Here is a 15,587-nt window from a genome sequence, read left to right as displayed (position 1 = left end):
TTTTTTTGACGTTAACAGCTACACTGATAAGCTCCTGTCATCTGCGCCAAGTGGAGCAAACGCAAGCATGGCCAGCAATGGATCAGGTCGGAGCCGCGCATATGCCTTCGGCCATTGCGCCGGTTTATTCACCATATTTTAAAGCGAAATTCCAACGACCTGTTTTTCCTGAACGTAGCATAGTGATCACAGATCAGCAGGCAGATCTGCAAGAAAGTTTGGATGCCTTGGGAGGGGCCGGTGGCGGCCGGTTGCTGGTCAAAAGCGGACATTATAAGACCGGAAGACTCACGCTACAGTCCAACACCGAGTTGCATTTGGAAGAAGGTGCGACACTGGAATTCAGCAGCGAGATAGCAGACTTTCTACCCGTGGTGTTCACCCGAAGCGAAGGCATAGAACTGTATTCTTTGGGGGCCTGCATCTATGCCAATGGCGCTACCAATATTGCCATTACTGGTAAAGGAAAAGTGATCGGCCCCGGAAAAGGATCTGTCCGGCAAAAAACGATGACCCATGAGGTGATTGAAAAAGTTGTCCTGGCGGAGGTACCTGTTGATCAGCGTATTTACGATGGTAAAACTGCAGATTATATCTTCCCGCCAGCATTGATTGCCCCGATTAATTGCAAAAATGTATTTATCGAAGGCATCAGCCTAAGCCGTTCTGCCTTTTGGAATATTGTCCCCACTTATTGTGAAAATGTGATTATCCGTGGGGTACAGGTCGCATCCAAGGGTATTCAACGTGGTGATGGGATTGATATTGAATCGTCCCAAAAAGTACTGATTGAGTATTGCACGCTGGAAACGGGCGACGACTGTATCGCACTGAAAGCCGGAAGAGGTTATGATGGCTTGCGTGTCAATAAACCGACCAAGCATGTCGTGGTGCGCAACTGCTTGACCAAGACTGGGCACGGAGGACTGACTATTGGCAGTGAGACCGCTGGCAAGATCCAAGAGATTTATGTGCACGATTGCATTTTTGCGGGAACAGATGTCGGGATCCGTTTTAAAACCCGGAGACCAAGGGGTGGGGGTGGTCATGACCTACTATTTTCCAATATTCGGATGGACGTTAACTTTTCGGCCCTCCGCTGGGATATGTTAGGACAGGCACAACATGTCGGCAAAGCCGCAGACCGTAACTTTCAGGTTGAGGTGAATGCCTTGACACCCCATTTTTCAAAAATCAAAATGGATCGGATAGCGATTGAACGCTCTGCGGATTGCATTAATATCGAAGGAATCCCAGAATCCCCGTTAAGCCAAGTGGAGTTCTCCCGGATCGAGGGCAAAGGAACCCGTTTTCTGACTGCAAAAGATGCCACAGATCTGCTTATTCGGGATAGCCATTTCAGCTGTACTGATACTAGGGTGGATAGCATTGCTTTAACCGGACTGAAAATGAAAAATGTGTCTCTATCCCAAACAGCATCACAGCAATAGATCCTTCGGGTAGGAAAATAATCTGATGGGTGAATTTAACAAGGTAAACAAGGAACTAAAAAACATATTCGGGAATCATTAATAAAGAAGATAGCAGCGGCATAATGGGCAAGATATTAAAGAAGGATAATGAAGTAAAGGTCGGGCAATGCCTGCAGGGCATCTTGTTGATGCTGATGCTGTTTGCCACGGGGCTGAAGCCTGCTTCAGCTCAATTGTCATTTGATAAAGTACTGGTCAATGGCCGGGAAAACCCATTGGGGATCAATACCGATAAACCACAGTTTAGCTGGCGGTTAAAAAGTGTACAGAACAATGTTTCACAGACTGCTTTTCGTATCCGTGTAGAGAAGGCCGGACAGGTAAACCCTCAATTGGTTTGGGATTCCGGATGGCAAACCACAGATCAATCGTTGTTTGTTACTTACGCCGGGCAAGCACTGGAAGCCGGACGGTATTATCAATTTCATGTTCAGGTCAAAGACAATAAAGGCAATCGTGCGCAAAGCGAAAAAGCTGTTTTTTTGGTTGGTTTACTGCAGCCCAAAGATTGGGGAGCAAGTCAATGGATCGCCAAAGAGCTGCTACCAAAGGCTATGGTGAACCCCTTGCCACTCAGTTCCAGCAAATTCCGGATCGACCAGACGTTCGAGCTTCCTGTTTTTCGAAAAACATTTACGGTCAATAAAAAATTGCTCCGATCGACAGCTTATATTTCAGGTCTTGGACATTATGAGTTATTGCTGAATGGGGAAAAAGTAGAAGATGCCTTTTTGCAACCCGGTTGGAGCAAATATGATAAGGAAGCATTATATGTGGCTTTGGATGTTACCAAGCAAGTCCAAAAGGGAAAAAACAGTATCGGTATCTTATTGGGCAACGGTTTCTATTATATCCCACCAGTAAAGGGACGCTATCAGAAGCATAAGGTAGCTTTTGGGCTGCCAAAAGTAAAAATGAAGTTGGTCAATCACTATAGCGACGGCAGTGAGGAAGTTATTGTGACAGACAAGAGCTGGAAAGTTCACCGTTCGCCCATCACCTTTTCCAGTATGTACGGTGGGGAAGATTACGACGGGCATGTGTTGCCTTCCAATTGGCCGGATGTGGCCTTTGATGATCGCAACTGGCAGGCTGCCCTGGAAGTAGATGGCCCACCGCTGGTGGCCCAGGAGGCCGACCCGGTTCGGGTAATGCACGAGTTTTCACCTGTACGATCGTTTACGAGTCCTAAAAATGGAAACACGGTCTATGACTTTGGTCAGAATGCGTCGGGCATTGTAGCGGTCAAATTGAAAGGTAAACAGGGTGATACGGTACGCATCTATCCCGCAGAACTGCTGACAGCAGATAGCACGGCCAATCAGAAGGCAACAGGTAGTCCATACTATTATCAATATGTTTTTGAAAAGGATGGCTTAATTGACTGGCAACCCCGATTTACCTATTATGGATTCCGCTTTGCTGAAGTCGCTTTGCTCCCACAAACCAAAGGGGCTATCCAGTTAAAAGGCATTAAGGCATTACATATCCGCAATGCGGCTGAAACTGTTGGAAGTTTCCATTCTTCGGATAGTCTCTTTAACCAGATCCATCGGCTGATCAAATGGGCAATCAATAGCAATATGGTCAGCGTATTTACCGACTGTCCACATCGTGAAAAATTGGGCTGGCTTGAACAGCTGCACCTGATGGGACCTTCCGTACAATACAATTATGATGTGGAACGTCTATTTGCAAAGTCTCTCCGCGATATGCGGCTGTCGCAGACTCCGGCGGGGCTTGTACCTGAGATTGCCCCGGAGTACGTACAGTTTGACTGGGGCGGAGACATGTTCCGGGATTCGCCAGAATGGGGCAGCAGTTCCATTATCCTGGCCTGGTATGCCTACCGCTGGTATGGAAATAAAACTTTCCTGACCGATAATTATGCCATGATGTGCAAATACATCGATTATTTGGGTACAAAGGCCAAAGATCATATTTTAACACAGGGCTTAGGCGATTGGTACGATCTGGGACCGGAGCGCCCCGGTGTCTCGCAGCTGACTACCCCGGGAATCACGGCTACAGCTATTTATTATTATGACTTGAAGTTGATGGTCGACATAGCGACATTGCTGGGGAAAAAAGAAGATGCTGAAAAATTTAAAACCTTACAGGAAGCTGTGTTCAATGCCTTTAACCAACAGTTCTATCATCCGCAGGAGCAGCGTTATGGCTCAGGCAGCCAAACCGCGTTGGCGATGCCGCTCTATGTTGGGCTTGTTCCACAAGATCTGCAACAGCCGGTCTTTGAAAAGTTGACAACAACGGTCTGCCAGAACGATACGGCGCTGACAGCCGGCGACATAGGGCACCGTTACCTGTTGCAGACTTTGCAGCAACATAACCGGGATGAGCTGATCTACGCCATGCATCACCGTGATGACCGCCCTGGATATGGTTATCAGCTACGCAAAGGAGCAACGGCACTCACTGAATCCTGGGCTGGATTGCCGAATGTCTCCAATAACCATTTTATGTTGGGACATCTGATGGAATGGTTTCATACCGGGCTTGGAGGCATCGGGCAAGAAGCAGAATCGACCGGATTTAAACATTTTCGTATAGCACCCAAAATGCTGGACGTACTGAAAGACTGCGAAGTGAGTTTTAGGAGTCCCTATGGAAAGATTTATTTTAACCGAAATCAGGCGCAGGGAAACTATCAACTGGAGGTTCCCGTCAATAGCCGCTGTACCCTGCTGCTGCCAAAGGGAACTTATCAGGTCAATGGAAAGGCCGTGGAGGCCCAAACCGTCAACGTAAAAGAAAACCATGTAGAACTACAACTGGGTTCGGGAAAATATACAATTACCCAGTAAAAGCAGTTACCGGGATTGTTTTAGTTAGCGATAAACCCATTGAAATACCATCAGAGAACAACGTAAATAGTTCAGAATGTACGAACGAAGAAAAAAGAGTAGACAGATGAAAAGATTAATGCTATTGCTATCCATTGCTTTGCTCGGGCCTAAATTGAAGGCTCAGACCCCGGCAGTTTCCAGTGCGGAGATGGCAAAAATTTATGATGAAGTAAAGACCCCCTATAAGTATGGACTTGTTTTAGTACCAGCGCATAAAGGCGAATTGATGGATTGTCCGACCATTTATAAGGAAGGGAAATATTGGTATATGACCTATATTGTCTTTGATGGGAATGGGTATGAGACCTGGCTTGCCCAAAGTCGCGATTTAGTGAACTGGAAGACCTTGGGCAAGCAAATTGCCGTGGACAATGGAAACAGCTGGGATGCCAGGCAACGGGCAGGTTATAATGCCCTTGTTGACACCAAGTGGGGTGGCAAATATAAACTCAACAGCTACGTCGGAAAATACTGGATGTCATATTTCGGAGGTTCTACAGCTGGCTACGAACCGGAGCCGCTGGCGATTGGGATGGCTTATACCACTAAGAAGCCGACCCAACCTGTGGAATGGCAACGGTTGTCCAAGCCCGTTTTGACCAGTACGGATCCGGATGTTTCCTGGTGGGAAAACCGGCATAAGCTATTCAAAAGCTACGTGATTGAAGATCCTGATCAAAATACAGGCTATCGCTTCGTCATGTATTACAATGCCGTAGGGGACTCCTTGGCAAACAACAAGCCCACCCGTTGGTACGAACGTATCGGTATGGCGGTGTCCGATGATATGGAAAACTGGAAGCGGTTCCAACCGAACCCGGTGGTTCACCATCCGGTGGGAATCACGGGCGACCCTATGATCCAGCGGATCCATAATACCTGGGTCATGTTTTATTTTGGTGCCTTCTGGAAAGACCGTAAGGGTGCCTTCAACCGCTTCGCGGCATCCAAGGATTTGATCCATTGGACTGATTGGGAAGGCGCCAACCTGATTGAGTCCAGTGAGAGCTTTGATCAGCAATACGCACATAAGTCTTTTGTATTGAAAGCGCAGGGTGTGGTCTACCACTTTTACTGTGCGGTGGATAGTCAGGGCAACCGGGGAATCGCATTGGCAACTTCCAAAGATTTAGGACAGAGTAAGCTACATTTTTAAGTGTTAGGGCTGAAAATTGAAATCCCCAAAATCAGCTCCTAAAGCCAAACGGCTATAGGAACTTTTAAACGTTGAAGGTAGTATGGATGCCTTTAAAATTGATGAATGCATAAAAAATCAGTATAACGATTCCGGGGATAACCCTTGAATCAGTACGTATAAAGAATTATTTCGCTATGAAGTTACATTATCTTATTGCCCTTCTCTTTTTGCTGCAGCTCCAATTGGTCTCTGCTCAGGGACGTGCCAAAATTCGCTTTAATGAAAATTGGCATTTTACGTTACAGGATCAGCTCGGTTTTCGTTTGGACGACGGTGATGCCCAGGCTTGGGAATCGGTGGAATTGCCCCATGACTGGAGTATTAAAGCTGATTTTTCCGCTAGCTACCCTGCAGGCAATGCCGGTGGGGCATTGCCCGGTGGAATTGGCTGGTATAGTAAAACATTTACCCTGCCGACCTCAGATCAGGGGAAAGCTGTGCAATTACATTTTGGAGGGATTTACCGTTACGCCGAAATATGGATCAATGGCAGTTACCTGGGGAAAATGCCCAATGGCTACCTCTCTTTTACTGTGGATTTGACGCCCTACCTGAAGTATGGACAACAGCACAACCGTATTGCTGTCCGAGTGGATAATAGTAAACAGCCAAACTCCAGATGGTATACGGGTTCGGGGATCTACCGTGATGTTTACCTGATCAAAACAAGTCCGGTATACCTGAATGAGCAGGAAACGTTTATGAGTACACCCGAAGTCCAAGGCGAACTGGGAACCTTAAAGGTGCAATCTAAACTGAGTAAGGTCGTGACAGCGAAGGCATCTCCTACCAGACAGAAATATCAGCTTACGGTGTGGGATCCTACAGGCAAACTTGTGCTGAAAAAGATGGGTACCGAGCAGGGCGGGAATATTGAAACATCAGTGACTGTGGACGAGCCAATGTTGTGGAGCCCAAATGCGGCAAATTTATATCGTGTCCAGTTGGCTTTATTGAATAACAACAATACAATTGAGGATCAGATTGAAAAAAGAATCGGGTTTCGGAGCATTCGGTTTGATGCAAAAACAGGCTTTTACTTAAACGGCAAGGCTTTGAAGATTTTCGGGGTCTGCATGCATCATGACTTGGGTGCTTTAGGCGCTGCTTTTAATAAGTCGGCCGCAAAAAGGCAGCTACTGATCATGAAAGAAATGGGTGCGAATGCCATTCGTACCGCCCATAATCCGCCAGCAGAAGAACTGCTTGATCTCTGTGATGAAATGGGGATCCTGGTGTACAATGAAGCCTTTGATATGTGGAAAAAGCGGAAAAATAAGTTCGATTACCATATTGATTTTCCGACAGAACACCACAAAGATATCGAGGCCTTTGTGCGCAGGGACCGCAACCATGCTTCGGTCATCCTCTGGAGTATCGGAAATGAAATCCGCGAACAATTTGATTCTACCGGAATTGCCCTAACCCAAGAGATGGCTGATTTGGTTAAATCACTCGATCCTACGCGCCCTGTCACCGCAGCGCTGACAGAAAATAATTATGCAAAAAATTTTATTGCACAGGCACAGGCATTGGATGTCTTGGGATTCAACTATAAGCATGAAGATTACGATAAACTGCCTGTAGAATTTAAAAATATTCCGCTACTGGCGTCAGAAACAGTGTCTGCTTTACAGACAAGATCCGTATATGACCGGCTGCAGGATACCATTCAGCTATGGCCCGCATCTTCCAAAGACAAATATGTCGTGAACGGCAATCCTGATTTTACGGTATCTGCTTACGATAATGTGGCCGCTTATTGGGGTACGAGCCATGAAAAGGCCTGGCTGGCGGTTAAAAACCGTCCTTTCCTGGCAGGGACCTTTGTCTGGACCGGCTTTGACTATCTGGGGGAGCCAGTGCCTTATCCTTATCCTGCGCGGAGCTCATACTACGGCATTGTCGATCTTGCCGGTATTCCAAAAGATGTGTACTATATGTATCAGTCCGAGTGGACCGACAAAGATGTCCTGCATCTTTTACCCCATTGGAACTGGAAAGCTGGCGACAGCGTTGACGTATGGGCCTACTATAACAAGGCAGATGAAGTTGAACTCTTTCTGAATGGCAAAAGTCTGGGGACCTCAGCAAAGACCGCAGAACGCTTGCATGCGACCTGGAAGGTGCCTTTCGAAAAAGGAGAACTGAAAGCGGTTAAAAAGCGGGCCGGCAAAATCGTTCAGGAAACCAGCATCCGGACAGCAGCGGATGCACATACCGTGAAAGTAAGCTTGGAGCATGAGAAGTATGCTACCGGAGAATCCCGGGACCTATACTTTATCACGGCGGAATTAATAGACAAAACAGGACAGTCCGTGTTGCACAATGACCAAGAAATTGAGTTTATTGTAACAGGAAATGGAAAAGTGCTGGGAACCGATAACGGATTTCAGGCCGATTTAAGGGGATTACATCATCCCAAAAGAAAAACATTTAAGGGGAAAGCATTGGGAATTATTCAAAAAACAGGGGATAAAGCCTGTACAGTGATCATCCGCTCTGCCTTAGGGGACCAAAAAATTACGATCTGACCGGAAAGCCTTTCCGTACAGGTCAGTCCATGAACCAACAGATAAACAACCACATTACGCGAATAAATCTAAAACTCAATATGAATATAAACAAGATTAATCTCGGAAAAATGACGCTAGGGATAGCGACTTCAGCCACAAAGTATCCGATGTTAATACTCTTTTGCAGCAGTTTCACTGTGGGCACACCGCTATTTGCCAACGCTGCATTCCATGCCAATACAGCTAATCGCATCAACGTACAACAGGGGAAAGAGATCAAAGGCAAAATTACGGATGAACAGGGAAGCCCTGTGGTTGGTGCTACCGTTGCACTGGTCAATTCGACGCAGTCAACTTCAACCAATGCTGCCGGTGAATTTACCTTAAATATGCCCGGTGAAAATGGTACGATCCGGATCACTTCGGTCGGCTATTCCGAAGCTGTGCAGGCCATAAAGGCAGGCGAAAATGTCAGTGTAGTGCTCAAAAAAGACGATCGCGCTTTGGATGAGGTGGTGGTCATCGGGTATGGTACGGCCAAACGCCGGGACCTGACCGGCGCTGTCGCTTCGGTAAAATCCGAAGATATCATGATGACGCCAACGGCCAATGTCATGGACGCCCTTCAGGGGAAGGTCTCCGGTCTGGACATCAGCAAATCATCGGGGCGGGCAGGAGCCAATGTAAGCGCGAGCTTACGGGGCAATAGATCCATCAATGGGGACAATAATCCGCTTTATATCATTGACGGTATTCCAGGTGATTTTACCAGCCTAAATCCCAGCGATATCGAGTCAATAGATATCCTCAAAGATGCCTCATCAACAGCCATCTATGGATCTGCGGGATCCAACGGCGTTATCATCATCAGCACCAAACAAGGTAAAGCCGGCAAAGCGATCGTGAATTTTGATGCTTACTTTGGATATAATGGTTTTCCGAAATATCCACATGGATTGGTGGGGGATGATTATATGAAATTAAAAAGGGAAGCTTATCGGGGTGAACATGGTAATTATCCGGAGTTTGCGAATAACATCTTCAAAAACCCCGCACAGCTGGAAGCCTTTGAAAATGGGAAATGGGTAGATTGGATGGACCTGGTGCTGAAAGATGGGATCCAACAGAATTACAGCTTTTCGGTCAATGGTGGCAATGAAAAGACAAAAGCTTTTCTTTCACTCAACTACAATAATGAGGAAGGGCTGATCAAAAATGACAACAGTAAAAAATATGCTGTACGGGCCAATATAGATCACAAATTATCTGACTTGTTCAAAGTCGGAACGAACCTCCAATATACCTATAAAGACAATAATCAGGCAGCACAAAATGTCTTTGGCAATAGCTTGACCTTTCTGCCGCTGGGGGATGCTTTTGATGCTGAAGGAAATATCAATCATATTCCGGTGGATGGAGTTACGAATCCTTTGTCCGATCAGATCAAAGATCAATATAAAAATAACATCCTGAGTAACTATTTTGCCGGGAATGCCTATCTTGATTTTACCCCGATCAAGGGCTTTTCGTTCCGTTCCATCTTCGGTGCAACCATCGGATCCCAACGTACGGGCCGATATTTTGGGACACAGTCAATTGCCAATCCCGAAGCGGGTTTTAAATTACCGGCGGCCGTGATTATCAATGATCGAAATTATAATTATCGCTGGGAAAATATCCTGAATTATGAATTTAACCTGCATGAGGACCATCATTTTGCGTTGACAGGCGTAACCTCCTGGTCAAAAAACCAAGCTGAACAAGCTTATGCTGGGGGCTCCGGTTTTGACCTGGATTCCTATTCTTTTCATAATCTAAGTGCGGCAACGACATCGGTTATCCGATCCTCCTATATCGGTTCACAGTCCATGTCCTATGTAGGTCGTGTCAACTATAACTATCAAGGACGGTATTTGGTTTCGCTTTCTAGCCGTTGGGATGGCGTTTCCCGTTTATCCGAAGGCAATAAGTGGGATGTGTTTCCGGCAGGAGCCTTTGCCTGGCGCCTAAGTGACGAACAGTTTTTTGCGCCGCTGAAAAGTAAAATCTCGGAATTAAAGTTGCGTGCCGGTTATGGTGTCACGGGTAATTCCGGCGGGGTAGGTGCTTATGGAACACAGGCGGGAGGGTTTAATGCACCTAAACCGGTAGGCTTTGGTGAAAGTACCCTTGGCCCGGCATTTATTCTGAACCAACAATTGGCGAATGTAGATCTGGGCTGGGAAAAATCGTATACAACCAATATTGGTCTCGATGCTGAATTCTTAAACCGTAGAGCCAACCTGACCTTAGACTGGTACAATACCGAGACCAAGGACTTGCTGTTTTTGCGTGATATGCCAGCTTCCCTGGGGGGATCCTGGGGTGCCCCCTTTAAAATGTGGCAGAACATCGGCGCGACCAACAACAGGGGCTTTGAACTGGCCTTAAATACAAAAAATATTCAGGGTGAAAATTTTACCTGGAATTCGACACTGACCTTTTCAACGAATAAAGAACGGGTGACGGCACTGCCAGGCGGAAAGGATCTGATTTCAAATAGTCTATTCCTGAATCAACCCATCAAAACGTTCTTTGATTATCAATACCTGGGGATCTGGCAGGAAAGTGAAGCTGAGCAGGCAGCTCTGTTCAACTCTCAACCCGGTGATATCAAGTTAGCGACCGATGGTACGCTGGAAGAAGACGGTACACACGCTTATGGCGCCAGCGATAAGCGAATTCTTGGCTCTGCGGTGCCAAAATGGACGGGAGGCTTTCAGAATAATTTCAAGTACCAGAACTGGGACCTTTCGGTGTTTTTGACAGCCAGATGGGGACAGATGCTTTCCAGCAACCTGATTACCCGTTATGACCCGACGACTGGGGTAGGCAATAGTCCAGATGATATTGACTATTGGACACCGGAAAATCCGGGGGCTTATTTGCCAAGACCGGGTATACATTCCTCGACCAGTGGCTATATCGGATTTGATGCCCTGAAATATGTAGATGGATCCTATTTTAAAATACGGAACATTACCCTGGGCTATAGCCTGCCGAAGTCTTTTATCAAGCGCCTTTCCATGGAACGTTTCCGTTTTTATGCAACCGCTAACAATCCGTTCATCTTTACGAAAAGCAAGTTGTTAAAGTATCAAGATCCCGAATCCAACGGTTCGGATAATTTTCCTTTGACAAAGCAGTTCGTAGTCGGATTAAATGTTACTTTTTAATGCCAATATGTTATGAAAATCAAATACTTCAATATACTCTTGTGTGCGGGCCTGTTTCTAAATTCATGTTCGCTTGATGAATATAATCCCTCTGGGGTCACCGTGGATAAGGTAGCCGAAAACAAAGCCGGCTTTGAAAAACTGATCAATAGCTGTTATTTCGATCTGCCCCGCTATTTTTATGGCCGGAACTTCCTGCTCGTGACCGAAGGCGGTACAGATTTATGGACGGCAGATCTCAATTCCAATAATAACCAAAACTACCTGAAATATGCTTCCGGCGGATCCATGTCCATTGATATGGCCAAGGATTACTGGAATGGAGCCTATGATGCCATCAATTACTGTAATATCGTCATTGGGCGTGTGGATCAGGTAAAAGATTTTTCCAGCGAGGCGGAAAAACTGGCGAAAGTGGCTGAGGCCCATTTTTTGCGGGCCCTATATTACTTTCACCTGATTGAGCAGTTTGGCCCCTGTCCGCTTAACCTAACTGAAACAAGTTCAGCGAACACCACCGCCCTGCGCACACCAGTACTGGAAATCTATGAGAAATGTATTTTGCCCGATCTGCGATTTGCCGCAGAACATTTGCCGATAGGGCCAACTGAGGCTGGTCGGCCAAGCCAAAAAGCAGCCCTGGGCCTATTGGCGAAAGCCTGTCTGCAAACAAAAGAATACAATACCAATCAATATCTGGAAGAAGCGCTTGCGACAGCAAAGAAACTGATCGACAATCAAGCTGGTTACAACGTACGCTTGTATGCCTCCTTTATCGACAATTTTAATGCGGCAAATAACAAGAAAAACGCCGAAGCACTTTACCAGATCCCTTACTCACAGGAGTATGGATCCACCAATGTATATGATCATAACAATGATTTTAAGCGTTTTTACTGTACCCCAACAACCTTTGGCGCCATCCAGCTGGCCGGTTTCCAGACGGAGGTGGGGCGTTGGTCTGGGGGAACATTTATGCCGACCAAATACCTGCTTGATGTCTTTAAAAATACCGATAACAGTTTGGATCCTCGTTATGGGATTTCGTTCCAGACGCAATGGCTTTCGAATGTTAGTTACGATTGGAGCCGGGATGCCCTTGTCCAATTCGACCGCGAAGAAAATGCGGTTGGTGTAGGCACGAATCTTCCAAAAGGAGCCCTGGCAATTAAAATAGCCCGTGAGGGGGAGGCGGCTTATGCGGAAGAAAAAAAGACCCAATTTCAGCAAAAATACATCTGGCTTGATCTGGAAGATGTGTACGGTTCCGATAATAAAGTCAAGATGAAATATACCCGTACAAACCAACAGCCTGGACAGGTGGACAATCCGTTCATTGGTTTTTACCCATCCTTGGTGAAATTTAATTCAGGTTCATTGATCAGTCCAAAAGCCAACAATTTTACCAGTGATGCCTATGCCACTGTCATGCGTTTGGCAGAAGTATACCTGATTGCTGCCGAGGCTTCGTTTCACCTGAATGGGGCCAATGCCACAGCCGCCAGTTACGTCAACGTATTACGGGATCGTGTCGGCGCCAAGCCCATTAATGCGGGCGAGCTGACCATCCAATTTATGCTCGATGAGCGTGCCCGTGAATTGTGCGGTGAGTATACCCGCTGGTACGACCTGAAAAGAATGGGCAAATTGAACCGCGCCTATCTGATGGCGGTCAATCCTGATGTCGGACAATATTTTAAAGATGGCGTACATGGCCTGCGACCTATTCCGCAAGGGCAAATGGATGCAATTACTAACCCAGGGGAATTTGTTCAGAATAATGGCTATTAAAAAAACAGTTTTTGCTTGGATCTTTACCTTTTTTGTATGCTGTAGTGTATCAGCACAGACCGGTGAAATCCATGTAGGCAAACAAAGTAACAGGGAGCAACGGGATGGCAGTCCGGATGCTCCATTTTCGTGTCTGGAGGATGCCTTGCGTGAGGCCCGGGAATGGCGGCGGCTAAAGGATCCACGCATGTTGCATGGAATTACGATCTGGATCCAGGATGGCTTGTATCGCCCGGCACAGCCGATCCTGCTGCGCCCAGAAGATAGCGGAACGGCCCAGAGCCCGACCTGGATCAGGGCGGCAGGTCCTGAAGCTGTACTCTCAGGCGGTGTTGCGATCAGGGGTTGGCAGCCTGCCAATGGTAAGGAACTGTTTGATGCTTCGATTGCCAAACACATTATGGTCGCTGATGCACCACAGGTCGGCGGGAAATATTTTCCTTTCCGTCAGTTGTGGGTCGGCGCACGTAAGGCAATTCGGGCAGAAAGCCATGACGATGCCCATCTGCCCCGTATCATCAATTGGGATTTTAAAAAACAGGCGGCTATTATCCCCAATGTGTTCTCCAAAAAATTCAGCTACAAAGCCGGTATGGAATTTTTTATCCATCAATGGTGGGCCGTGGCTCAGCTACGGGTGCGTGAGGCCATCGTCAGCAAGGATAGCATTACCCTGCTTTTTCATGAGCCGGAAGGAAAAATCCAAAATGAACACCCCTGGCCTAAGCCCTGGTTGTCCAAAGAATATGGCAACTCCGCCTTTCGCCTGGTCAATGCCATAGAATTTTTGGATCAGCCCGGAGAATGGTTTTTGGATGAGGAACAACATAAAATCTATTATTACAAAAGAGCCGATGAAAACCTGGACCGTTTGGAAGTGGTTGCTCCCTATCTGGAAACGATACTGACGGTGCAGGGAACCCCGGAATCACCGGTGCAGCATGTCGCTATCGAGGGGATACAATTCCAGCATAGCTCCTGGTTAAGACCACATTTTTATGGGCATGTCGCCTTACAGGCCGGTATGTATTTTTTAGATGCCTATAAGCTCGCTAAACCCGGTACCGCTGATAAAGCAGGGCTGGAAAACCAGGCCTGGTTAGGCCGGCCACAGGCGGCTGTCACGCTCAACCATACCGCCTTTACAAAAATTTCAGCCTGTCGTTTTTCCCATCTGGCAGCCACCGGTATTGATTACCGACAAGGTAACTTAAAGGATAGCCTAACCGGTAACGTATTTCAGGAGATTGGTGGATCAGGAATCCTGCTGGGCCAGTTTTCGGATGAGCAGGTCGAAGCACACCTTCCGTTTCAACCCCGCGATGAGCGCATGTTGACCGATGGTCTTGTGGTCAGCAACAATCTGATCCAGGATATTGGCAACGAAGACTGGGGAACGGTAGGTATTGGAGCTGGATTTGTTCGCAACGTATCCTTAACGCATAATGAGCTGCTGAATTTGCCCTATACAGGAATTAGCTTGGGTTGGGGTTGGACGCCAACAGTCAATAGCATGCGCAACAATCAGGTGCTGTACAACAAGATCTCACATTATGGCAAATACATGTACGATGTGGCGGGTATCTATACCTTGTCGGCCCAGCCCGGAACGAAAATCCAGTTCAATGCCATCGATAGTATTTTTCATTCGCCCTATGCTCATATTCCCGATCACTGGTTTTACCTCTATACGGACGAGGGATCGGCCTATATGGAGGTCAGCAACAACTGGTTCCCATCCAATAAAATTCTTAAAAATGCCAATGGGCCTGGTGTGACCTGGCTTAACAACGGGCCGGAAGGTAATGCCAAGGTGCTGCAGGAGGCTGGTATCCAGGCACAGTATGCCTCGCTGCTAAAAGCAAAAAAGCCTTTGCCAACCGCAGCCAAGATCAACAGCTATATCCCCTTTACAAAGCCGGTCTTTTTTCAGGTTTATGATCCACAACAACAGCTGTCGGCGACGGAACTCAAGGACTTTTTTACCCGGCAAGGAGCCGATAGCAGTCAAGTATACCAGTGGAAAGAATATACATTGCTGAAGACAAGCGACGAGATTGCCAAAAAACTGGCAAGCGCCTGGCTGGCCAATTATCCTGCAATTCCCCATAAGGTATTCAACGATCTGTTTTATACATTCGACCGGAGCAGCTGCGCTGGAGAAAAAATAAAAGAGACTGATTTTGTGCTGCTGACAGCACAGCTTGTCGAGGATTCAGCCAAGCAGGAAGCCTATTACAAAGCACATAAAAATCAATACAAAGAATGGCCCGAAGTGGCCGCAGGATTCTGCAAGGCGGGGTTTGACGAAGTATTGCTCTATCGCAATGGAAGGCAGCTCTTATTATACATTTCTTTTCCAAAAGGCCAGGATTTTAAAGTCATCGATCAGCTGACAACAAAGGACAATCCCCGGGTCGTGGACTGGAATAAACGCATGAGTACTTATCAGGAAGGTATTCCCGGAACGGGAAAAAATGAAACATGGATTTTTTATAAACAGTAAA

General features: G+C 46.8%; 7 protein-coding genes. All 7 read left to right on the top strand.

Annotated features, from left to right (window positions below; translation table 11 throughout):
- Positions 1-5 precede the first annotated feature (5 nt).
- The 7 genes from HX021_RS04795 to HX021_RS04765 all read left to right on the top strand — a co-directional run bounded on the left by HX021_RS04795 (position 6) and on the right by HX021_RS04765 (position 15,586).
- On the top strand, positions 6-1,451 hold the full coding sequence (locus tag HX021_RS04795; protein ID WP_286588831.1) for a glycoside hydrolase family 28 protein: 1,446 nt from the start codon (positions 6-8) through the stop codon (positions 1,449-1,451).
- Positions 1,452-1,555: 104 nt separating this feature from the next.
- Positions 1,556-4,318 carry a family 78 glycoside hydrolase catalytic domain gene (locus HX021_RS04790; RefSeq protein WP_286588830.1) on the top strand — a complete coding sequence of 921 codons (2,763 nt, stop codon included), beginning with the start codon at positions 1,556-1,558 and terminating at the stop codon, positions 4,316-4,318.
- A gap of 106 nt (positions 4,319-4,424) precedes the next feature.
- The gene (locus HX021_RS04785; protein ID WP_286588829.1) at positions 4,425-5,516 is read left to right on the top strand and encodes a glycoside hydrolase family 130 protein; all 1,092 of its coding nucleotides are present in this window, start codon (positions 4,425-4,427) and stop codon (positions 5,514-5,516) included.
- Between the two features lie 176 nt (positions 5,517-5,692).
- Positions 5,693-8,092, top strand: a complete 2,400-nt coding sequence (locus HX021_RS04780; RefSeq protein WP_286588828.1) for a glycoside hydrolase family 2 TIM barrel-domain containing protein — start codon at positions 5,693-5,695, stop codon at positions 8,090-8,092.
- Positions 8,093-8,172: 80 nt separating this feature from the next.
- A complete protein-coding gene (locus HX021_RS04775; protein ID WP_286588826.1) occupies positions 8,173-11,289 on the top strand; it encodes a SusC/RagA family TonB-linked outer membrane protein in 3,117 nt (1,038 codons plus the stop codon).
- A 12-nt stretch (positions 11,290-11,301) separates the two neighbouring features.
- On the top strand, positions 11,302-13,080 hold the full coding sequence (locus tag HX021_RS04770) for a RagB/SusD family nutrient uptake outer membrane protein (protein ID WP_286588824.1): 1,779 nt from the start codon (positions 11,302-11,304) through the stop codon (positions 13,078-13,080).
- Positions 13,070-15,586 carry an L-rhamnose mutarotase gene (locus HX021_RS04765; RefSeq protein WP_286588823.1) on the top strand — a complete coding sequence of 839 codons (2,517 nt, stop codon included), beginning with the start codon at positions 13,070-13,072 and terminating at the stop codon, positions 15,584-15,586. Before HX021_RS04770 ends, HX021_RS04765 begins: the two co-directional genes overlap by 11 nt.
- Position 15,587 lies beyond the last annotated feature (1 nt).

It is taken from the genome of Sphingobacterium sp. N143 (genome assembly GCF_030325625.1).
Classification (GTDB): domain Bacteria; phylum Bacteroidota; class Bacteroidia; order Sphingobacteriales; family Sphingobacteriaceae; genus Sphingobacterium.
This window is presented reverse-complemented; position numbering and strand designations above follow the sequence as displayed.